Annotated in this window: 31 protein-coding genes; all 31 read right to left on the bottom strand. The window is 41.8% G+C overall.

The window, feature by feature from the left end:
• Positions 1-315: 315 nt before the first annotated feature.
• The 31 genes from rplQ to ACXM1Q_RS06550 all read right to left on the bottom strand — a co-directional run bounded on the left by rplQ (position 316) and on the right by ACXM1Q_RS06550 (position 19,080).
• Positions 316-702, bottom strand: a complete 387-nt coding sequence (gene rplQ / locus ACXM1Q_RS06700; protein ID WP_160332874.1) for a 50S ribosomal protein L17 — start codon at positions 700-702, stop codon at positions 316-318.
• Between the two features lie 11 nt (positions 703-713).
• Positions 714-1,649: a DNA-directed RNA polymerase subunit alpha gene (locus ACXM1Q_RS06695; protein ID WP_135036509.1), complete on the bottom strand. Its 936-nt coding sequence runs from the start codon at positions 1,647-1,649 to the stop codon at positions 714-716.
• A gap of 46 nt (positions 1,650-1,695) precedes the next feature.
• Positions 1,696-2,079 carry a 30S ribosomal protein S11 gene (rpsK, locus tag ACXM1Q_RS06690; RefSeq protein WP_135036512.1) on the bottom strand — a complete coding sequence of 128 codons (384 nt, stop codon included), beginning with the start codon at positions 2,077-2,079 and terminating at the stop codon, positions 1,696-1,698.
• A gap of 18 nt (positions 2,080-2,097) precedes the next feature.
• On the bottom strand, positions 2,098-2,463 hold the full coding sequence (rpsM, locus tag ACXM1Q_RS06685) for a 30S ribosomal protein S13 (RefSeq protein WP_135036515.1): 366 nt from the start codon (positions 2,461-2,463) through the stop codon (positions 2,098-2,100).
• 25 nt (positions 2,464-2,488) lie between these two features.
• Complete coding sequence (rpmJ, locus tag ACXM1Q_RS06680) at positions 2,489-2,605, bottom strand: 50S ribosomal protein L36 (RefSeq protein WP_001808836.1); 117 nt, start codon at positions 2,603-2,605, stop codon at positions 2,489-2,491.
• A 24-nt stretch (positions 2,606-2,629) separates the two neighbouring features.
• Positions 2,630-2,848, bottom strand: coding sequence for a translation initiation factor IF-1 (gene infA, locus ACXM1Q_RS06675; protein WP_001029883.1), 219 nt, complete (start codon positions 2,846-2,848; stop codon positions 2,630-2,632).
• A 116-nt stretch (positions 2,849-2,964) separates the two neighbouring features.
• Positions 2,965-3,621, bottom strand: coding sequence for an adenylate kinase (locus tag ACXM1Q_RS06670; RefSeq protein ID WP_458517315.1), 657 nt, complete (start codon positions 3,619-3,621; stop codon positions 2,965-2,967).
• Positions 3,622-3,724: 103 nt separating this feature from the next.
• Complete coding sequence (secY, locus tag ACXM1Q_RS06665) at positions 3,725-5,035, bottom strand: preprotein translocase subunit SecY (protein WP_458517313.1); 1,311 nt, start codon at positions 5,033-5,035, stop codon at positions 3,725-3,727.
• Between the two features lie 22 nt (positions 5,036-5,057).
• Positions 5,058-5,498, bottom strand: a complete 441-nt coding sequence (gene rplO / locus ACXM1Q_RS06660) for a 50S ribosomal protein L15 (protein WP_135036524.1) — start codon at positions 5,496-5,498, stop codon at positions 5,058-5,060.
• Between the two features lie 137 nt (positions 5,499-5,635).
• Positions 5,636-5,818, bottom strand: a complete 183-nt coding sequence (rpmD, locus tag ACXM1Q_RS06655; protein WP_202056480.1) for a 50S ribosomal protein L30 — start codon at positions 5,816-5,818, stop codon at positions 5,636-5,638.
• Positions 5,819-5,831: 13 nt separating this feature from the next.
• Positions 5,832-6,326, bottom strand: a complete 495-nt coding sequence (rpsE, locus tag ACXM1Q_RS06650; protein ID WP_135036530.1) for a 30S ribosomal protein S5 — start codon at positions 6,324-6,326, stop codon at positions 5,832-5,834.
• An 18-nt stretch (positions 6,327-6,344) separates the two neighbouring features.
• Positions 6,345-6,701 carry a 50S ribosomal protein L18 gene (rplR, locus tag ACXM1Q_RS06645; protein WP_135036533.1) on the bottom strand — a complete coding sequence of 119 codons (357 nt, stop codon included), beginning with the start codon at positions 6,699-6,701 and terminating at the stop codon, positions 6,345-6,347.
• Between the two features lie 220 nt (positions 6,702-6,921).
• Positions 6,922-7,461, bottom strand: a complete 540-nt coding sequence (gene rplF, locus ACXM1Q_RS06640) for a 50S ribosomal protein L6 (RefSeq protein WP_135036534.1) — start codon at positions 7,459-7,461, stop codon at positions 6,922-6,924.
• A 262-nt stretch (positions 7,462-7,723) separates the two neighbouring features.
• A complete protein-coding gene (gene rpsH / locus ACXM1Q_RS06635; protein ID WP_135036536.1) occupies positions 7,724-8,122 on the bottom strand; it encodes a 30S ribosomal protein S8 in 399 nt (132 codons plus the stop codon).
• Between the two features lie 305 nt (positions 8,123-8,427).
• On the bottom strand, positions 8,428-8,613 hold the full coding sequence (locus tag ACXM1Q_RS06630; RefSeq protein WP_001085699.1) for a type Z 30S ribosomal protein S14: 186 nt from the start codon (positions 8,611-8,613) through the stop codon (positions 8,428-8,430).
• A 17-nt stretch (positions 8,614-8,630) separates the two neighbouring features.
• Positions 8,631-9,173: a 50S ribosomal protein L5 gene (rplE, locus tag ACXM1Q_RS06625; protein WP_135036539.1), complete on the bottom strand. Its 543-nt coding sequence runs from the start codon at positions 9,171-9,173 to the stop codon at positions 8,631-8,633.
• Positions 9,174-9,196: 23 nt separating this feature from the next.
• Positions 9,197-9,502 carry a 50S ribosomal protein L24 gene (gene rplX / locus ACXM1Q_RS06620; RefSeq protein ID WP_196091745.1) on the bottom strand — a complete coding sequence of 102 codons (306 nt, stop codon included), beginning with the start codon at positions 9,500-9,502 and terminating at the stop codon, positions 9,197-9,199.
• Between the two features lie 75 nt (positions 9,503-9,577).
• Positions 9,578-9,946, bottom strand: a complete 369-nt coding sequence (gene rplN, locus ACXM1Q_RS06615) for a 50S ribosomal protein L14 (RefSeq protein ID WP_135036544.1) — start codon at positions 9,944-9,946, stop codon at positions 9,578-9,580.
• Between the two features lie 25 nt (positions 9,947-9,971).
• On the bottom strand, positions 9,972-10,232 hold the full coding sequence (gene rpsQ / locus ACXM1Q_RS06610; protein WP_002885836.1) for a 30S ribosomal protein S17: 261 nt from the start codon (positions 10,230-10,232) through the stop codon (positions 9,972-9,974).
• Between the two features lie 25 nt (positions 10,233-10,257).
• Complete coding sequence (gene rpmC, locus ACXM1Q_RS06605; RefSeq protein WP_135036547.1) at positions 10,258-10,464, bottom strand: 50S ribosomal protein L29; 207 nt, start codon at positions 10,462-10,464, stop codon at positions 10,258-10,260.
• A gap of 9 nt (positions 10,465-10,473) precedes the next feature.
• Entirely contained in the window at positions 10,474-10,887 is a 414-nt protein-coding gene (rplP, locus tag ACXM1Q_RS06600) for a 50S ribosomal protein L16 (protein ID WP_135036550.1), read from the bottom strand.
• Between the two features lie 3 nt (positions 10,888-10,890).
• Positions 10,891-11,544 (bottom strand): 30S ribosomal protein S3, encoded by a 654-nt coding sequence (gene rpsC, locus ACXM1Q_RS06595; protein ID WP_135036553.1) that lies wholly within the window; start codon positions 11,542-11,544, stop codon positions 10,891-10,893.
• 12 nt (positions 11,545-11,556) lie between these two features.
• Entirely contained in the window at positions 11,557-11,901 is a 345-nt protein-coding gene (gene rplV / locus ACXM1Q_RS06590) for a 50S ribosomal protein L22 (RefSeq protein WP_135036556.1), read from the bottom strand.
• A 14-nt stretch (positions 11,902-11,915) separates the two neighbouring features.
• Positions 11,916-12,194, bottom strand: coding sequence for a 30S ribosomal protein S19 (rpsS, locus tag ACXM1Q_RS06585; RefSeq protein ID WP_000533765.1), 279 nt, complete (start codon positions 12,192-12,194; stop codon positions 11,916-11,918).
• Positions 12,195-12,297: 103 nt separating this feature from the next.
• Positions 12,298-13,131 carry a 50S ribosomal protein L2 gene (gene rplB / locus ACXM1Q_RS06580; protein ID WP_196091742.1) on the bottom strand — a complete coding sequence of 278 codons (834 nt, stop codon included), beginning with the start codon at positions 13,129-13,131 and terminating at the stop codon, positions 12,298-12,300.
• A 17-nt stretch (positions 13,132-13,148) separates the two neighbouring features.
• Positions 13,149-13,445 (bottom strand): 50S ribosomal protein L23, encoded by a 297-nt coding sequence (locus ACXM1Q_RS06575; RefSeq protein WP_135036562.1) that lies wholly within the window; start codon positions 13,443-13,445, stop codon positions 13,149-13,151.
• Positions 13,445-14,068, bottom strand: coding sequence for a 50S ribosomal protein L4 (rplD, locus tag ACXM1Q_RS06570; protein ID WP_135036565.1), 624 nt, complete (start codon positions 14,066-14,068; stop codon positions 13,445-13,447). Before rplD ends, ACXM1Q_RS06575 begins: the two co-directional genes overlap by 1 nt.
• 24 nt (positions 14,069-14,092) lie before the next feature.
• The gene (gene rplC, locus ACXM1Q_RS06565) at positions 14,093-14,719 is read right to left on the bottom strand and encodes a 50S ribosomal protein L3 (protein WP_135036568.1); all 627 of its coding nucleotides are present in this window, start codon (positions 14,717-14,719) and stop codon (positions 14,093-14,095) included.
• A 221-nt stretch (positions 14,720-14,940) separates the two neighbouring features.
• The gene (rpsJ, locus tag ACXM1Q_RS06560) at positions 14,941-15,249 is read right to left on the bottom strand and encodes a 30S ribosomal protein S10 (RefSeq protein ID WP_135036571.1); all 309 of its coding nucleotides are present in this window, start codon (positions 15,247-15,249) and stop codon (positions 14,941-14,943) included.
• A 315-nt stretch (positions 15,250-15,564) separates the two neighbouring features.
• Positions 15,565-16,857 (bottom strand): uracil-xanthine permease family protein, encoded by a 1,293-nt coding sequence (locus tag ACXM1Q_RS06555; RefSeq protein WP_458517301.1) that lies wholly within the window; start codon positions 16,855-16,857, stop codon positions 15,565-15,567.
• A gap of 402 nt (positions 16,858-17,259) precedes the next feature.
• On the bottom strand, positions 17,260-19,080 hold the full coding sequence (locus ACXM1Q_RS06550; RefSeq protein WP_458517299.1) for an acyltransferase family protein: 1,821 nt from the start codon (positions 19,078-19,080) through the stop codon (positions 17,260-17,262).
• Between the last annotated feature and the right edge of the window lie 283 nt (positions 19,081-19,363).

Genomic DNA, 19,363 nt, shown 5'->3' with positions numbered 1-19,363 from the left:
TTAGCCATTTCTTTTTCCTCCTTTGTCTAACCTGAACAATTAGATTATATCAGGAAAAAGAAATGGAAGCTCAAAGCCTTGTCAGCCACCAGCATAGCTGGTGGTTTTTCTGTTTTTCTCTTCGAGAAAAACTGGCTTGAAGCCATAACAAAAACGCCTACTTACGCAATGGTTCTTTTCAAGAGCCATTGCGTAAACAAGCGTCTACCATCATGATGATGAGTGTTAGCACCAGAATCACTCCTGGTGCTAGACCAGAGCTAGACTAAGAGTCAAAAGACTCCATCATCATAACACTCAACAAAATTGATGATTTTAAACAAGTTCAATAATCGCCATTGGAGCTGCATCACCACGACGTGGTTCAGTTTTCAAGATACGAGTGTATCCACCGTTACGATCAGCATAGCGTGGAGCGATATCTGAGAACAATTTTTGAAGTGCAGTTGTTGTAACGATTTTATCATTTTCAGCATCGTATACTTCACTTGCAATTTCGTTACGAACGAAAGCAGCTGCTTGACGACGTGCGTGCAAATCACCACGTTTACCAAGGGTAATCATTTTTTCAACTGTTTTACGAATTTCTTTTGCACGAGCTTCTGTAGTTACGATTGATTCATTGATGAGCAAATCAGTTGTAAGATCACGAAGCATCGCTTTACGTTGTGAACTAGTGCGTCCTAATTTACGGTAAGCCATTTTTTCCTCCTCTATTTCTCTTTTAGACCAAGACCAAGATCATGAAGTTTGAATTTCACTTCTTCAAGACTCTTACGGCCAAGGTTTCTCACTTTCATCATTTCGGCTTCAGTTTTCTCTGTTAAATCATATACTGTATTGATGCCTGCACGTTTCAAACAGTTGTAAGAACGAACAGATAGATCCAATTCTTCGATTGTGCGTTCCAATACGCGATCATCTGAACTTGAATCAGCTTCTTTCATCACTTCTGCTGCTTTAGCAACTTCAGTAAGATCAGTGAATAGATTTAAGTGCTCATTTAAAATACGAGCAGACAAACCGAGAGCGTCCTCTGGAATAATAGTTCCATTGGTCATGATTTCGAGTGTTAATTTGTCAAAACCATCATTGCTACCTACACGAGCAGGTTCAACTTGGTAATTGACTTTTTTCACTGGTGTGTAGATTGCATCTACTGCCAATGTACCAACCGGTGCATTATCCATTTTATTTTCATCAGCTGGAACATATCCACGACCAGTACGAACTGTCATACGAGCCTTGAAAGTCGCTCCTTCGCCAATAGTAAAGAGGTAATGATCTGGGTTGACAATTTCGATATCACTGTCTGTCAAAATATCACCAGCTGTAATTGTAGCAGGTCCTTTAACATCCAATTCAATCATCTTTTCGTCTTGGACGAATGATTTAACAGCAATTCCTTTGACGTTGAGGATAATCTGCATAACATCCTCACGGACACCTGGAACTGTATCAAATTCGTGCAATACACCCTCAATATTGATAGATGTTACTGCTGCTCCTGGAAGGGAGGCCAATAAGACACGACGAAGGGAGTTCCCAAGTGTTGTTCCGTAACCACGCTCAAGTGGCTCAACAACAAACATGCCGTAATCACTATTTTCATCAATTTTTGTTATTTTTGGTTTTTCAAACTCAATCATTTTATACTCCCTCTTAAAACGAAAAGCTGTGTAAATTTAAAATCAATTATACACGACGACGTTTTGGAGGACGGGCACCATTGTGAGGAACTGGAGTAACGTCACGAATTGCAGTTACTTCAAGACCTGCAGCTGCAAGTGCACGGATAGCAGATTCACGACCAGAACCAGGACCTTTAACTGTAACTTCTACAGATTTAAGACCATGTTCTTGAGCAGATTTAGCAGCTGCTTCTGATGCCATTTGGGCAGCAAATGGAGTAGATTTACGAGAACCTTTGAAACCAAGTGCACCAGCTGATGACCAAGCAATTGCGTTTCCGTGTACATCGGTAATCATAACGATAGTGTTATTGAATGTTGCGTGGATATGAGCAATACCAGATTCGATATTCTTCTTCGCACGACGTTTACGTGTTGGTTTAGCCAAGACTGTTTACCTCCTATATTATTTTTTCTTACCTGCAATCGCAACAGCTTTACCTTTGCGAGTACGAGCATTGTTTTTAGTGTTTTGTCCACGGACAGGAAGTCCACGACGGTGACGGATACCACGGTAAGAACCGATTTCCATCAAGCGTTTGATGTTCAAGTTCACTTCACGACGAAGGTCACCTTCAACTTTGATTGTATCTACTTCACGACGGATAGCGTCTTCTTGATCTGGTGTAAGATCTTTTACGCGTACATCTTCAGAAACACCTGCAGCAGCAAGAATCTTCTTAGCAGTTGGAAGTCCGATACCGTAAACATAAGTAAGTGATACAACTACACGTTTATCATTTGGAATGTCAACTCCAGCAATACGAGCCATGTTTTCTCCTTTCTAGTAACTTATTTTAACCTTGGCGTTGTTTGTGTTTTGGATTTGCAGGGCAAATAACCATAACACGACCATTACGACGAATAACTTTGCAGTATTCGCAAATTGGCTTAACTGATGGTCTTACTTTCATTTCTTAATCCTCCAATTTTTTCCTTTATTTAAAGCGGTAGGTGATCCGTCCACGAGTCAAATCATATGGGCTCATCTCGACTGTTACACGGTCTCCCGCTAAAATACGAATATAATTTTTACGAATTTTACCAGAAACTGTTGCTAAAATCTGATGTCCATTTTCAAGTTCAACCGTAAACATTGCGTTCGGCATGGTATCGACTACCTTACCTTCAACTTCAATCACATCGTCTTTTGCCACGCAAAAGTACCTCCCTAAATTTCGATTTATGTCCTCTGGGTATAGAGGGACAAGATAAGTCAGAACCTAACTAGTGTACCACTAAGACTGATTTAATGCAAGATACAAACTATAGATTATTTGATTTTTTCTAATACAGCTTGGATATCTACAAAAACTTTGTCAATTTCTTGGTCTCCTTGAATATTAAAGACCAAGTCTTTAGCGGCATAGTGTTCAAGAATTGGTTGACCTTGAGCAATATTGACATCCAAACGTGTTTGAATAGCCTCTGGCTTATCATCTTCACGTTGGTAGAAGTCATGGCCACCACAGTTGTCACAAGTGCCTTCAACTTTTGTCGGGTTGAAAATCTTGTGATAAGTTGCTCCACAGCTACGACAAATAAAACGGCCACTCAAACGGTCCAAAAGAATACTTGGGTCGACATCAATGTTAACCACCCCATCCAATTGAATGTTCGAATCTGCCAAGGTTTGATCCAAGGCATGTGCTTGTTCAATGGTACGTGGGTAACCGTCCAACAAGAAACCTTTTTGGCTAATATCATCTTGCAAAAGGCGCTCTTTGACAATTCCATTGGTTACTTCATCTGGAACCAATTGTCCTTGATCCATGTAAGATTTTGCCAATAAGCCCATTTCCGTTTCATTAGCGATTGCCGCACGGAACATATCTCCTGTAGAAATATGAGCAAGGCCAAATTCTTCGACCATTTTAGCTGCTTGAGTCCCTTTTCCGGCACCTGGCAAGCCCATAATCAAAAGATTCATGTCTTTTCTCCTTTTTGTTTTCCACTAAATCTATCAATCGCTTGATAAACTTAGTAAAAAACAAAATAGAGAGGAATCAGCCACGGCTGATATCCTCTAAATTTTAGTCTGTATCTGTATGCATAAAGCCAACATAGCGACGTTTCAGAAGGTAACCTTCCAACTGCTTGATTCCGTCAATTGCTGTTGAAATCAAGATGAGCAAACTGGTTCCTCCCAAAGCTACAGCTTCGGCCAAACCAAATACGTTTTGAGCAACGATTGGGATAATGGCAACGAAACTCAAGAAGATTGAACCAACAAGAGCTAAGCGTCGCAAAAGCTTGGACATATAAACCTCTGTCCCCTTACCTGGGCGAACTCCTGGAATATAGGCTGAACTCTTTTGCAAGTTTTCAGCAGTCTTTTCAGGATTAATCTGCACAAAGGTATAGAAGAACGTAAAGAGGATAATTAAAAGTGCATACATGGCAATTCCCGACGGCATATCTGTCGACAGGAGATCTCGCACATTTCGTACCCAAGCTGCATCATTTCCGCTTAAAATCATAAACTGAACAATAGCGGCTGGTGCAGCTGTGATAGAACTGGCGAAGATAACTGGGATAACCCCGGCTGGATTCACCTTCAAAGGAAGGTAAGAGCTAGAGGAAGCCCCCTGTGCCAATTTTGTATATTGGATTGGAATTTTGTATTCAGCCTGCTGTACAAAAGTGGTGAAATAAATAATCGCCAAGACAGCTAAAGCTACTGAAGCAAGGAAAATCGCTGAATTCTGTAAACGATCTGCCGGAACATTAATGAAATAATCTTCATAAAGTCCCCAGAAAGTCCGTGGAATGGCAGAGATAATACCGGCAAAGATAATCATGGAAACCCCATTTCCATAACCTTTATCGGAAATTTGTTCTCCCAACCAAACTACAATCATACTACCTGTTGTCAAAATACAGCCAATGTAGAGATAGGTTTGCCAGTTTGGGGTTGGCACCAGCTGAGCATTAGACAAGGTATTAAAACTTGCCGTAATCGCAATAGACTGGACAAAGGCTAAGACTAAGGAAATGTAACGAGTGGCTTGGTTGAGTTTTCGTCGTCCAACCTCACCTTGTTTCCCCCACTCTACAAATTTAGGAACAATATCCATTTGTAGGAGTTGGACAACGATAGAGGACGTGATATAAGGAGAAACACCCAAGGCAAAAACCGAAAAGTTTTGCATGGCATTTCCCGATACCAGACTCAGCATGTTTAAGAAGGACAACTGAGACAAATTAGCAAGTACCCGGGCATTTACACCTGGAACTGTAATATGCGTTCCAACGCGAAAAACGAAAAGGATAAAGAGGGTCATCCAAATCTTAGTCCGGACCTGCTTAATTTTTAAGGAATCCCTTAAAATTTTAAAGAACATAGAGTAACCTCTCTATCGTTTCTTAGATGACCTCGATTGATCCACCTTTAGCTGTAATTGCTTCTTCAGCTGATTTAGAGAATTTCGCTGCTTTCACAGTCAATTTCTTAGTCAATTCACCGTTACCAAGGATTTTAACACCTGATTTTTCAGCTTTCACAATTCCAGCTTCGATCAAAGCAACTGGTGTTACTTCTGCACCGTCTTCAAAGACGTTCAATTGATCAAGGTTGACAATCGCATATTCTTTACGGTTGATATTTGTGAAACCACGTTTTGGCAAACGACGGAACAATGGAGTTTGTCCCCCTTCAAATCCTGGACGTACGCCACCACCGCTACGAGCTTTTTGACCTTTTTGACCACGACCTGAAGTTTTACCGTTACCGGATGAAGTACCACGACCTACACGGTTACGAACTTTACGAGAGCCTTCTGCTGGTTTCAATTCATGAAGTTTCATTCTGTTTTTTCTCCTTTTATAAGTGACAATTGTCACGGGCTAGCGCTTTTGCAAAACGGAAATTTTTACAAAAACTCGCTTGTCTAAATGGCTTGTAAGTCGCAAAGATTCTTCTTTGCGACTTAGCCATGATGTTCTTATTTAACTTCTTCTACAGTTACCAAGTGAGAGATGGTGTTCACCATTCCAAGGATAGCTGGATTATCTTCTTTGATAACAGAAGAATGTAATTTGCCAAGTCCAAGGGCAACAACCGTTTTACGTTGGTTTGGCTTGCGTCCGATTGGAGACTTAGTCAAAGTAATTTTAATTTGAGCCATTTGATCCCCTTTCTTATGCCAAGTCAGATACTGAGATACCACGTAAAGCAGCAACCTCTTCAGCACGTTTTAATTGTTTCAATCCTTCAACAGTTGCGCGAACGATGTTGATTGGAGTATTTGAACCAAGTGATTTAGATGTAATATCTGCAACACCTGCCAATTCGATGACGGCACGAACTGCACCACCAGCGGCAACTCCAGCCCCTTCAACAGCTGGTTTCAACAATACACGAGCTCCACCAAATTCAGATGTAATCTCGTGAGGAATTGTAGTACCAACCATAGGAACTTCAATCAAGTTCTTCTTAGCATCTTCGATAGCCTTACGGATTGCTTCTGGAACCTCTTGAGCTTTACCAGTACCAAATCCAACACGGCCATTGCGGTCACCAACAACTACAAGAGCTGCAAAGCGTAGACGACGTCCACCTTTAACAACTTTTGTAACACGGTTGATGGCAACTACGCGTTCTTCAAGTTCAACTGCATTGTCTTTAAATGCCATTTTTCAGTGTCCTCCCTATTAGAATTTCAATCCGTTTTCACGAGCTGCATCAGCCAACGCTTTAACACGTCCGTGATATAGATATCCACCGCGGTCGAACACCACTTCAGAAATACCTTTAGCAACTGCACGTTCAGCTACAAGTTTACCAACTACGGCAGCTTGTTCTGTTTTTGTACCTTTTGAAACGTCTTTATCAAGAGTTGAAGCGCTTGCGAGCGTTACACCCGCTACGTCATCAATTACTTGAGCGTAGATGCCTGTATTAGAACGGAATACGTTCAAACGTGGGCGATCAGCAGTTCCAGAGAGTTTTCCGCGAACACGACGATGGCGTTTTTGGCGGAGTTTGTTTTTATCTGGTTTCGAAATCACAATTTTCACCTCTTAGTTTTTTGTTTGTGCTTAGCACAGAGTCGGTAGATAAGACTAAGACATCTATTTCTACCTTATCATTTAGTTTAATAACTGTCTCTAACGCAGCGGTTGAAGGATATTTTTGTTCGTTTTTAATTGCTCCCAAAAATATCTCAACAACTGTGCGGGGATGAAGCTAGAAACTAATTTTTGGAAAATTAGCCCTATCTTACAGTTATTATTTACCAGTTTTACCTTCTTTGCGACGTACAAATTCTCCAACATAGCGGATACCTTTACCTTTATATGGCTCAGGCGCACGAAGGCTACGGATATAAGCAGCAGTTTGGCCGACTACTTCTTTGTTGATCCCTGAAACAACGATTGTTGTTGGGTTTGGCAACTCAAAAGTAATTCCAGCTGGTGCTTCAACCTCATCTGGATGAGATTTACCAACTGCAAGAACCAATTTGCTTCCTTGAAGTTGTGCACGGTATCCAACCCCACGCATTTCAAGTTCTTTCTTGAATCCTTCTGATACACCAACAACCATGTTGTTCAAAAGGGCACGTGTAGTTCCGTGGATTGTTTTCATTTCTTTAGAATCGTTTGGACGGTGAAGAGTTACTTCTGTACCTTCCACACGAATTTCGATGTCCTTCGCAAATTCACGAGTCAATTCACCTTTAGGACCTTTTACAGTAACCACGTTGTTATCTGCGATGTTCAACTCAACACCAGCAGGCAATACGATTACTTTATTACCAATACGTGACATGTTTATCTCCTGTTAAATTATCGAGCCGCAAAGCGACTAGTTTTCACGGGGTATGATCAAGAGGAACGTTAGAAGACCATCTTCTATCTAAATCCTTCAATCATAAATATACAAGCGCAGGAACTCACATCAGAGTCACACACCTGTAATTGAGCTCGAACTACAGCCTGGGGCGAAAAAGATAAACCTTCCTAGAAGCTATAGCTTCTGCGTCTAGTTTCCTATTTTCGTTGGGGCTGCTTAACGCTCTCGCATCTTGATATTACCAAACGTAGGCGATTACCTCACCACCAACATTCTTTTGGCGTGCTTCTTTATCAGTAAGCAAACCTTCAGATGTTGATACAATCGCGATTCCAAGTCCATTCAAGACTTTTGGAAGATCTTCGCTCTTCTTGTAAACACGAAGACCTGGTTTTGAAACACGCTTCAAGTTTGTGATAACTTTTTCACCGTTTGATCCGTATTTCAAGAATACGCGAACGATACCTTGTTTATCATCTTCAATCACTTCAACGTTTTTTACAAAACCTTCACGTTTAAGGATTTCAGCAATACCTTTTTTGATGTTTGATGCAGGTACTTCAAGAACTTCGTGGTTAGCTTGGTTAGCATTACGAATACGTGTCAAAAAGTCTGCAATTGGGTCAGTCATAACCATTTTTTGATTTCTCCTCTTATTACTAGTAGTTTGAGCAAGTCACTTGCTAGTTAATGAATAGGCAGCTGCCTAGGTTTCACCAAATATTGGTGAAGAAAGTCAGAACACGGACTAAAATAAGCCCATTTTCAAAACTTGAATTAAGTTCGAGCTATACCCTGGTGCGAAAAAGACAAATCTATCTAGAAGCCATAGCTTCTACGTTAGATTTGCTATTTTCACTAGGGCTGCTTAACGCTCTCACATCTTAAATTTGAGCAAGGACTAAGATTCTAATGAAAGAGATCGTCCGTTGCATCATGGGATTACCAAGAAGCTTTTGTTACGCCTGGGATTTGCCCTTTGTAAGCAAGCTCACGGAAGCAAACACGGCAAAGCTTAAATTTGCGGTAAACTGAGTGTGGACGTCCACAACGTTCGCAACGAGTGTAAGCTTGTGTAGAGAACTTTGCAGGACGCTTATTTTTAGCGATCATTGATTTTTTAGCCAATTTAAGTTCCTCCTGAATTATTTAGCGAAAGGCATTCCAAGTCCTGCAAGCAATTCGCGAGACTCTTCATCTGTATTCGCTGTCGTTACGATAACGATATCCATACCGCGTGTTTTGTCGACGTCATCAAAGCTGATCTCAGGGAAGATCAATTGCTCTTTGACACCAAGTGTATAGTTTCCACGTCCGTCGAATGATTTTGTTGGGACACCTTGGAAGTCACGTACACGTGGAAGTGATACAGAAACCAATTTGTCTAAGAAATCGTACATACGCTCACCACGAAGGGTTACTTTCGCACCGATTGCTACACCTTCACGAAGACGGAAGCCGGCGATAGATTTCTTCGCTTTTGTGATCAATGGTTTTTGACCAGAGATAAGTGCAAGCTCTTCTGCAGCTTTTTCAAGGTTTTTAGCATTTGAAACTGCATCACCAACACCCATGTTCAAAACGATTTTATCTACTTTTGGAACTGCCATTACAGAAGAGTAGTTGAACTTCTCTGACAAAGCAGGGACTACTTCATTAAGATATTTTTCTTTCAAACGATTAGCCATGTTACTTCTCCTTTCCTTCGTGATTAATCAAGCACTTCGCCTGATTTTTTGTTGTAACGAACTTTTTTGCCGTCTACAAATTTGTAGCCAACACGTCCAGCAACACCATTTTTATCCAAAACTTGTACGTTAGATACATGGATTGGAGCTTCCACTTCAACGATACCACCTTGAGGAAGTTCGTTGTTTGGACGTTGGTGTTTCTTCACGATGTTGACACCTTCAACGATGACTTTATTAACTTTTGGAAGGGCAGTAAGGACAACAGCTTCTACACCTTTGTCTTTACCTGCGATTACTTTAACTTTATCGCCTTTTTTTACAAACATTCTTTTCTCCTTAAATTCTTACGCCCATAGGGGCACCCTGAAAGATACCTTTCAGGGGACTATAGTTTGTGTTTCTTACAATACCTCTGGTGCAAGGGAAACGATCTTCATGAAGCCACCTTCACGCAATTCACGTGCAACTGGGCCAAAGATACGTGTTCCACGAGGTGTTTTGTCATCACGGATGATAACTGCAGCGTTCTCATCAAATTTGATGTAAGAACCGTCTGCACGACGAGCACCTGTCTTAGTACGAACGATAACGGCTTTCACAACGTCACCTTTTTTAACCGCACCACCAGGAGTCGCTTGTTTTACAGAAGCTACGATAACATCGCCGATGTTAGCGAATTTACGTCCTGAACCACCAAGAACCTTGATTGTCAAGATTTCGCGGGCACCTGAGTTATCAGCAACTTTCAAACGAGTTTCTGTTTGAATCATTTACCTTTTCTCCTTTTCGGTTCGATTAGATGATAACCGCTTCTTCAACAACTTCTACAAGACGGAAGCGTTTTGTAGCTGAAAGCGGACGAGTTTCCATGATACGAACGATATCGCCTTCTTTAGCAACATTGTTTTCATCATGAGCCTTGTACTTTTTAGAGTAGTTAATACGTTTACCATAGACTGGGTGGTTACGTTTAGTTTCAACTACAACTGTGATTGTTTTATCCATCTTGTCAGAAACGACGCGTCCAACAAGGGTCTTACGTTGATTACGTTCCATTAGTTAGATTTCTCCTTTCCCAAGTCTATTTAACTTCTGATTGAATTGTTTTGATACGAGCGATTTGTTTTTTCACTTCTTTCAAACGAGCTGTTTGTTCCAATTGACCAGTAGCCGCTTGGAAACGAAGATCAAACAATTCTTTTTTCAATTCGTTTTCACGCTTCGCAAGTTCTTCTGAAGAAAGACCACGAAGTTCTTCAACAAATTTTTTGATTTCTTCAAGTTTCATGTCTTCTCCTTACTTCTCTTCACGTTTAACAAATTTGCATTTAACTGGCAATTTGTGGCTAGCAAGACGAAGAGCTTCACGTGCAACTTCTTCAGAAACACCAGCAACTTCGAACATTACTTTACCACGCTTAACTGGTGCAACCCAACCTTCAGGTGCCCCTTTACCAGATCCCATACGAACCCCGATTGCTTTAGCAGTGTAAGATTTGTGAGGGAAGATTTTAATCCAAACTTTACCACCACGTTTCATGTAACGCGTCATAGCGATACGGGCAGCTTCGATTTGGCGGTTTGTGATCCAGTGGCTAGTTGTTGCTTGAAGACCAAATTCTCCGAAGTCTACTTGTTTTCCACCTTTTGCTTCACCGCGCATTTTCCCACGGAACTCACGACGGTGTTTCACACGTTTAGGTACTAACATTGGTTATTTACCTCCCTGAGTGTTTTTACGAGCTGGAAGAACTTCACCACGGTAGATCCATACTTTAACACCAAGTTTACCGTAAGTTGTATCTGCTTCTTCCCAAGCATAGTCGATATCTGCACGCAATGTGTGAAGTGGAACAGTTCCTTCAGAGTATCCTTCGCTACGAGCGATATCCGCACCGTTCAAACGACCAGATACTTGAGTTTTGATTCCTTTAGCTCCAGCACGCATTGCACGTTGGATAGCTTGTTTTTGTGCACGACGGAAAGCAACACGTTGCTCCAATTGACGAGCAATTCCTTCACCAACAAGGTGTGCATCCAAATCAGGTTTTTTGATTTCGATGATGTTGATGTGGACTTGTTTTCCAGTCATTTTGTTCAATTTAGCACGAAGAGCGTCAACATTTGCTCCACCTTTACCGATAACCATACCTGGTTTTGCAGTGTGAAGAGAAACATTAACTTTGTTCACAGCACGTTCGATTTCGATTGTTGAAACAGCTGCGTCTGCTAATTCTTTTTGGATAAATTTGCGGATAGCTAGATCTTCATGAAGGTAATCCGCGTATTCTTTTTCAGCATACCATTTAGCATCCCAGTCACGGATGATACCGACACGCATTCCAATTGGATGTACTTTTTGACCCACGAGTTAACCTCCTTATTGTTCTGCAACTACCACAGTGATGTGGGAAGTGCGTTTGTTGATTGGTGAAGCTGAACCTTTAGCACGTGGACGGAAACGTTTCATTGTTGGTCCTTCGTTTGCGTAAGCTTCACTTACAATAAGGTTAGCTTTGTCCAAACCTAAGTTGTTTTCAGCATTAGCGATTGCAGAGTTCAAAACTTTCTCGATAATACCAGCAGCTTTGTTTGGAGTGAATTTCAAGATTGCGATTGCGTCAGCGACGTTTTTACCACGAATGTTATCAAGCACAAGACGAGATTTACGAGGTGAAACACGCACTGTACGAGCCATTGCTTTAGCTGAAGTCATTTCTGCCATGTCGTTCTCCTCTCTTATCTACGTGTCTTCTTATCGTCAGCAGCGTGACCTTTATAAGTACGAGTTGGTGCAAATTCACCAAGCTTGTGACCTACCATGTCTTCTTGGATGTAAACTGGTACGTGTTTACGTCCATCATAAACTGCGATTGTGTAACCAATGAAACTTGGGAAAATCGTTGAACGACGTGACCAAGTTTTAATGACTTTTTTCTTTTCATCATTCGCTTGAGCTTCAACTTTTTTCATCAAATGCTCATCGACGAAAGGTCCTTTTTTAAGACTACGTCCCATTTTTATTTTTTTCTCCTTTAAAATACAGTACCACAGCGGCTTGGGAGCAAGAATACTCTTGCTGTCCCTACCGAGCTGGCGGAATAATGTTTCAGTAAACTAATTATTTCTCGTTGCGACGGCGTACGATCAATTTGTTAGAACGAGCCTTCTTATTACGAGTTTTAAGTCCAAGAGCAGGTTTGCCCCATGGAGTTGATGGTGCTTTACGTCCGACTGGTGCTTTACCTTCACCACCCCCGTGTGGGTGATCGTTAGGGTTCATTACAGAACCACGAACAGTTGGGCGAACACCTTTCCAACGGTTACGTCCAGCTTTACCAAGGTTAACCAATCCATGTTGTTCGTTACCAACAACACCGACAGTCGCACGGCAAGTTGAAAGGATCATACGAACTTCGCCAGATTGAAGACGAACAAGAGTGTATTTACCTTCTTGACCCAATACTTGAGCAGATGCTCCAGCAGCACGAACCAATTCACCACCGCGTCCTGGTTTCAACTCAATGTTGTGGATCATTGTACCGACAGGAATGTTTGCAAGTGGCAAAGCATTTCCGACTTTGATATCGGCATCTGGCCCAGATACGATGCGTTGTCCTACTTCAAGACCTTTAGGAGCAATGATATAAGCTTTCACACCGTCTGTGTAGTGTACAAGAGCGATGTTTGCTGAACGGTTTGGATCGTATTCGATTGTTTTAACAACTGCTTCAACCGCATCTTTGTTACGTTTGAAGTCGATCAAACGGTAATGACGTTTGTGTCCACCACCTTGGTGACGAACAGTGATACGACCATTGTTGTTACGACCAGCTTTGTTTTTCAAAGGAACAAGCAAAGTTTTTTCTGGCTTGTTTGTTGTGATTTCAGCGAAATCCAAAGAGGTCATATTACGGCGACCATTTGTAGTTGGTTTATAAACTCTGATTCCCACGCTATTTCCTCCTTAGATTATTCAGCTTCAGCAGCAAACAACTCGATTGCTTTTGAATCAGCTGTAAGTGTGATGATAGCTTTTTTAGTTTTTGCAGTAAAACCATTGTAACGTCCAACACGTTTTGCTTTAGGTTTTACAGTCACTGTGTTTACGTTTGCAACTTTAACACCTTCAAAAGCAGCTTCAACAGCTTGCTTGATCAAGAGTTTGTGTGCACGTGTATCTACTTCAAATACGTATTTTCCTGCTTCCATTTGAGCCATTGACTTCTCAGTGATAACAGGTTTTTTAATAACGTCATACAAGTTCATTATGCAAGAACCTCCTCGATAGTTGAGATCGCTTCTTTAGTAACAAGAAGTTTGTCGCTATTCACGATATCAAGAACACTTGCAGTTGCTGCAGTTGCAACTTTTACGTTTGGAAGGTTACGAGCTGAAAGTGCAGCAAATTCATTTCCTTCTTCAAGAATCACAAGTACTTTTGAATCAATGTTAAGTGCTTTAAGAACAGCTGCAAATTCAGCAGTTTTTGGCGCTGTGAAGGAAAGTCCTTCAACCGCTACAAGTTTGTCTTCAGCAACCTTAGCTGAGTAAACAGACTGAAGGGCCAAACGACGCATTTTACGTGGAAGTTTGTAGCTGTATGAACGTGGAGTTGGCCCGAAGACAACACCACCACCACGCCATTGTGGAGAGCGGATAGAACCTTGACGAGCACGTCCAGTTCCTTTTTGGCGCCATGGTTTACGGCCACCACCAGATACTGCTGAACGGTTCTTCACTGCGTGAGTTCCTTGACGAAGGCTCGCACGTTGGCTGATGATTACATCAAACACAACTGCTTCATTTGGCTCAATTCCAAATACTGCATCGTTCAAGGCAAGTTCGCCAGCTTCTTTACCTGTTTGGTCGAATAATTTTACATTTGCCATTGTGACTGTTTTCCCCTTTCCTTATTATTTAGCAGCCTTCACTGCTGATTTGATAGTGATAAGAGATTTCTTAGCACCTGGTACATTACCTTTGATCAAGATAACGTTTTTCTCTGGAACAACTTGAACAATTTCAAGGTTTTGGATTGTTACACGATCGCCACCCATACGTCCAGCCAAACGTTTGTTTTTGAAGACGCGGTTTGGATCAACTGGTCCCATTGAACCAGGACGACGGTGGTAACGAGAACCGTGAGACATAGGTCCACGTGATTGACCATGGCGTTTGATTACACCTTGGAATCCTTTACCTTTTGAAGTTCCTGTTACGTCAACAACATCTCCAGCTTGGAAAGTGTCAACTGAAATTTCATCACCAACTGCCAAGCCTTCAATGTTTTTGAATTCACGAATGAAGCGCTTAGGAGCTGTGTTAGCTTTTGCTACATGGCCTTTGGCAGGTTTGTTGCTCAATACTTCACGTTTGTCATCAAAACCAACTTGAACGGCGTTGTATCCGTCTGTTTCAACTGTTTTAACTTGAAGAACAACGTTTGGAGCTGCTTCAATAACAGTAACAGGGATAAACTCACCTGATTCAGTGAAGATTTGAGTCATTCCCACTTTTTTCCCTAAGATTCCTTTTGTCATGAGAAAATGTTCCTTTTCTTTCTATTTTTTCAAAAAGTTTTTAACGAGCGTTTTTTATGCTCAAATGAAGATACCAAGGCCGCGGAGTGCAAAGCAAAAATAGGAAACTGACGATGTGTTCAAAGAACACTAGGAAGTTTATCTTTTTTGCACAGCGCTCAGGCCGAGTTCAATTAGATAGCTACTGATTCTGCCACTCAGTACCAGTACCAGACTTTCTATTAAAGTTTGATCTCTACGTTTACACCACTTGGAAGGTCAAGTTTCATCAAAGCGTCAACTGTTTTTTGAGTTGGGTTGATGATGTCGATCAAACGTTTGTGTGTCCGCATTTCAAATTGTTCGCGAGAATCTTTATATTTGTGAGTCGCACGAATGATTGTGTATAGGCTACGCTCTGTTGGTAGTGGAATTGGACCCGCTACTTCAGCACCTGTACGACCAGCAGTTTCTACGATTTTAGCAGCCGCTGTATCAAGTGTACGGTGTTCGTAAGCTTTTAAGCGAATGCGGATTTTTTTGTTTGCCATCTTTTTCTCCTTTTTTCGTCTATTTAAGTAATAGGCTAGCTCCTCAAGAAAACCGACCGCCTTGCGTGGCAATGCAACCGAGCGTGTCGCAACCTCTTGTATCAAAGCTAAGACTGTGTTTTTCACAGCACTTGAATAGTCTACCACACGCGCGGAAGCATTGCAAGGGAAATGCTACGATTTTTTGAAAAAAATTTCAAAAGAAGATTTTTTCTTATTATATAGAAGAAAATCTGAATAAAAAAAGAAAGCCTACTTCCAGTGATCATAATCACTTGGAAGCAGGCTCCTCTTTTCTACATATTTAATAAATATTTATTCTTCACTAGAGTCCTTTGAACCTGCTGGTAGAATAAGATTCAAGAGAACACCTACCAAGGCTGCCAAGGCAGTTCCTGAAATCACAAGGTCCGATCCTAATTTCAAGACTCCACCCCCAAGGCCCAAGACCAACATGGCGCTGGCAATGACCAGGTTCCGTGATTCCATGAAATTCACACGCGCCCGAACCAATACTTTCAAACCATTACTTGCAATAACCCCGTAAAGCAGGATGGACATTCCTCCAAGCACCGCACTTGGAATAGTTGAAATCAAAGCGGTAAATTTCGAGAAGAAGCTAAGCCCAATAGCAATGAAGGCCGCATTCCGAATGACGGATACACTGGCAATCCGAGTCAAACCAACAACCCCTGTATTTTCACCGTAAGTGGTGTTAGCCGGTCCACCGATAAAGGCAGATACTGCTGTCGCCACCCCATCACCGATTAATGTACGGTTTAGACCTGGTTTTTTCAAAAAATTACGACCACAAATTTCACCCAACACCATGTGGTCACCGATATGCTCTGCAATTGTCACAATCGCAATCGGTAAAATGGCAAAGGCTTCCGGTCCAAAGTAAAATCTATATTCTTTAAAGCTCGCCATTCCTGTTGTAAATGGCAAAACCATATCTGGCAAGGCAAACCAGGCTGACTTTTGAACCGGTGTAAAATCTACCATACCTAAGCAGACCGCTACTAGATAGCCTCCGACAATGGCAACCAAGAAAGGAATCACCCGTAGGAAGCCACGGCCTCTTGTTTGAATCGTTACTGCAATCATAAAGCTGACTGCAGCGACTAGCATATTCTTCCAGTCACCATCTTGAACAAAACCAGCTGAAGTTACGGCTGTATTAGCAAGGCCCAGTCCAATTACCATAATCATTGGTCCAATGACAATCGGCGGTAGGAGGCGATCAATCCAAGCCGTACCGACTTTGGAAACAATTAAGGCAACCACCACATAGATCAGACCGACCATCATGATTCCAGTTTGCCCTGCACTAATATCGCCTCCCATCTGCTCTTTAGCAAAGGCCATAGCTGAAATATAAGCAAATGAAGACCCTAGGTAAACCGGAACACTAAATTTGGTAGACACCATATAAATCAGAGTCCCAAGCCCAGAAGCTAGAAGAGCGGTTGAAACCGACATGCCTAGTAAAATTGGAACTAGGATTGTCGCTCCAAACATAGCAAAAACATGTTGCACACTCAGCAACAACCCTTTTGCAGTGTCTGGCTTTTCATGAATATCAAATAACAAACGTTTCTCTGCCATTTTATCCCCCTTTATCTTCTCTTATCTCGATGGCATTCTTTATCAAGATAAGAAGGCGCGTTTTATTTGATTTGGCTTTAAAAAAAGCCTCATCATGAAATGAGACTCTGGTGGATTTGTATTCGATTAAATATCACTACAAAACAAGTGTAGAGCTGACACGGCCCCACTCCTATTTCATACTGGATGTTCGAAAAGTCCTTAGTAGGCTCTCTGTCCTACCTTAAAAGTCTTTATTTCGAGTACTCATTATACCAGAATGTAAGCCCTTTTGCAAGACAACCGATTCGGAGAAAAAACAAAAAAACAATATATTATAGGTTTGTACTTCCTACTCTCTAAGATTTTCTTCTACTAATAACGAAAAAGACCGCCAGCTTACGAGGCGATCTGTAATCGTTCTTATTTCACCGCTCGGTCTTGTGCAGCTTCAACTGCTTGGCGAACGGTTTCTGTATAAATTTTAGCACCTGCTTGAATGGCTTCACCAGTGCCACCGAAGTGGATATTATCACTGTCTTCCCACATTTCAGGGTGATTGAGGGAAACTTTGTGCCAATCAGCTAGGGTAATAAATTTATGTTTTTGGGCAAGTTTCAGTTCATATTTCCAGGTTTCTTCTGCGGTTGCTTCGATGTACTGGTCAGAATTGCCATCATAAGGAGTAATCAGGACAAGGCGATGACCTCTAGGTAAGTCCTTGATAATGCCGTCCAATTCTTCTTTAAAATTATCCACGATGTTTACCCCAACACCAATGACAACTGTTTGACCCAAGATTCCTGCTCGAGCTTGGTCATTCATAATCTCACGCGCCTGCGTCAGATTACGACTACCAGCTGCATCAATATTACCATCTGGGAAGGCTTGATTCAGTTGCGTATTTGCCCTTAGAGCCACCGAGTCCCCGATAAGTGAAAGGCCCCCTTCAACAGAAAGACTCTCAATTTCAGGCTCTTCCTCTAGCTTCTCAAGGCGAGCTGATGGATTAATCTGATAATAAAGCCGCTCCAAACCCTGTGCCGATTGGGCCATATTATTACCTGCCATATCTCGTGCAAAGTTGGTCATCACAGGCGCCTGATAGAGCCGAACACCACTAGCCATCACCAAGCCAACCAGTGCCAAGCCCATAATAGTGCGAGCCGGCTTATTGAAATGCTGGCGACCTGCCAGGATTGGTTCCATAATGTAAAAAGAAAAAGAAGCAAAGGTGTAAGAGAGGAGGACTGTGAGGAAAACCGCTTGCCAGTGTACCATTTGATCCTTAAACAGAATATACAAAGGCCAGTGGAAGAGATAGACCCCATAGGAAGTATCTGCCAGAAAGGTCAGCCAAGCTGGTTCCTTAACATCCGGCAATTGATTGTGAAGTAGCCGCATACTACGAATCAAGAAAGTCGCTCCCAGAGCTGCCAAAGCGAGTCCCCCTAGATAGGTCAGATCCTGATCAAAGCGCAGCAAGAATAGCAGACTGGTTAGAATTCCCACACCTATCAAGCTTCCTAGCACGATTCCCAACCAATTGGAATGCTTCAAGCGCTTTTCAAATGACAGCGATAGCGAGGAGACACCCGTCATCGCCGCTAATAAACTTCCAAAAAAGAAAGGAAATAGATGGCTAAGACTCGCAAAATAAAGCATAGACGGACTAGATCCGACCAAAAGCCCCGAAACCATAATTCCATAAGAAAGAACCAATAAGGGAAGGGACAAGGTTAGGATACTACCTCTAAACTGCGAAACATTGCGGGATCGCTTGGCAAGACGATAGAGAAGAAAGGACCAAAGTAAATAGAAATGGACTTCCACCGCCAAACTCCAATTATGGACAAAGAGGTGGGGAATAAACTGATCCTCGTAATTTCCGCCCGTCAGCATCTCATAAAGATTGGTCACATAACCCAAGACACCTGCTACTTGTGTCGGTAAATCCGTAATGTATTCCAAGCGAACTAACCATGACAGAGGAATCGTAATCAACAGCATTAGGACTACAGGAGGTACAATCCGATACAAACGCCGCCGTAGGAAAGATTGTATATTTACTTGACCCGTGCGATCTACCTCATCTATCATCAAGGCTGTAATTAGAAAGCCCGAGAAGGTAAAAAACACATCAACCCCAACAAAACCACCAGGGAAATACTTGGGATAAAAATGGTACAGCAAGACCCATAACAGACCCAGGGCCCGCACGCATGAAAACCAGCGTATCCGCATACTAACTCCTAACTGAACTTTTCCTATTTTTTATATTATACCGTAAATACAGTTACATTCCAAATAAGGCAGAAAAACCAGGCTTTTTAGACCTGGTTTTCTAGAGATTTTAGAAATTACGACTGGAACGGTTATAGCCATATTGCTCCACAAAGTCTTCCCGAGTTTATCACTTTGTGTTGTAACCAATCCAGTTCAATCGCTTGATAGAACTGGATTTTTTAAATATTTTTTGTATAAAGTTATTGTTATATATGGTTATGTATGATATAATGGAAATATG

It is taken from the genome of Streptococcus sp. 10F2 (genome assembly GCF_054331515.2).
The sequence above is the reverse complement of the archived record's forward strand: the minus strand, read 5'-3'. Positions and strand labels throughout refer to the sequence as shown.

Coding starts and splice junctions, on each gene's coding strand:
- rplQ (WP_160332874.1), bottom strand. CDS start 702: ATGGCTTACCGTAAATTAGGACGCACTAGTTCACAACGTAAAGCGATG.
- ACXM1Q_RS06695 (WP_135036509.1), bottom strand. CDS start 1,649: ATGATTGAGTTTGAAAAACCAAAAATAACAAAAATTGATGAAAATAGT.
- rpsM (WP_135036515.1), bottom strand. CDS start 2,463: ATGGCTCGTATTGCTGGAGTTGACATTCCAAATGATAAACGTGTAGTT.
- rpmJ (WP_001808836.1), bottom strand. CDS start 2,605: ATGAAAGTAAGACCATCAGTTAAGCCAATTTGCGAATACTGCAAAGTT.
- ACXM1Q_RS06670 (WP_458517315.1), bottom strand. CDS start 3,621: ATGAATCTTTTGATTATGGGCTTGCCAGGTGCCGGAAAAGGGACTCAA.
- secY (WP_458517313.1), bottom strand. CDS start 5,035: ATGTTCTTTAAAATTTTAAGGGATTCCTTAAAAATTAAGCAGGTCCGG.
- rplO (WP_135036524.1), bottom strand. CDS start 5,498: ATGAAACTTCATGAATTGAAACCAGCAGAAGGCTCTCGTAAAGTTCGT.
- rpmD (WP_202056480.1), bottom strand. CDS start 5,818: ATGGCTCAAATTAAAATTACTTTGACTAAGTCTCCAATCGGACGCAAG.
- rpsE (WP_135036530.1), bottom strand. CDS start 6,326: ATGGCATTTAAAGACAATGCAGTTGAACTTGAAGAACGCGTAGTTGCC.
- rplF (WP_135036534.1), bottom strand. CDS start 7,461: ATGTCACGTATTGGTAATAAAGTAATCGTATTGCCTGCTGGTGTTGAG.
- rpsH (WP_135036536.1), bottom strand. CDS start 8,122: ATGGTTATGACTGACCCAATTGCAGACTTTTTGACACGTATTCGTAAT.
- rplE (WP_135036539.1), bottom strand. CDS start 9,173: ATGGCTAATCGTTTGAAAGAAAAATATCTTAATGAAGTAGTCCCTGCT.
- rplX (WP_196091745.1), bottom strand. CDS start 9,502: ATGTTTGTAAAAAAAGGCGATAAAGTTAAAGTAATCGCAGGTAAAGAC.
- rplN (WP_135036544.1), bottom strand. CDS start 9,946: ATGATTCAAACAGAAACTCGTTTGAAAGTTGCTGATAACTCAGGTGCC.
- rpsQ (WP_002885836.1), bottom strand. CDS start 10,232: ATGGAACGTAATCAACGTAAGACCCTTGTTGGACGCGTCGTTTCTGAC.
- rpmC (WP_135036547.1), bottom strand. CDS start 10,464: ATGAAACTTGAAGAAATCAAAAAATTTGTTGAAGAACTTCGTGGTCTT.
- rplP (WP_135036550.1), bottom strand. CDS start 10,887: ATGTTAGTACCTAAACGTGTGAAACACCGTCGTGAGTTCCGTGGGAAA.
- rplV (WP_135036556.1), bottom strand. CDS start 11,901: ATGGCAGAAATGACTTCAGCTAAAGCAATGGCTCGTACAGTGCGTGTT.
- rpsS (WP_000533765.1), bottom strand. CDS start 12,194: ATGGGACGTAGTCTTAAAAAAGGACCTTTCGTCGATGAGCATTTGATG.
- ACXM1Q_RS06575 (WP_135036562.1), bottom strand. CDS start 13,445: ATGAACTTGTATGACGTTATTAAAAAACCTGTTATCACTGAGAAGTCA.
- rplD (WP_135036565.1), bottom strand. CDS start 14,068: ATGGCAAATGTAAAATTATTCGACCAAACAGGTAAAGAAGCTGGCGAA.
- rplC (WP_135036568.1), bottom strand. CDS start 14,719: ATGACAAAAGGAATCTTAGGGAAAAAAGTGGGAATGACTCAAATCTTC.
- rpsJ (WP_135036571.1), bottom strand. CDS start 15,249: ATGGCAAACAAAAAAATCCGCATTCGCTTAAAAGCTTACGAACACCGT.
- ACXM1Q_RS06555 (WP_458517301.1), bottom strand. CDS start 16,857: ATGGCAGAGAAACGTTTGTTATTTGATATTCATGAAAAGCCAGACACT.
- ACXM1Q_RS06550 (WP_458517299.1), bottom strand. CDS start 19,080: ATGCGGATACGCTGGTTTTCATGCGTGCGGGCCCTGGGTCTGTTATGG.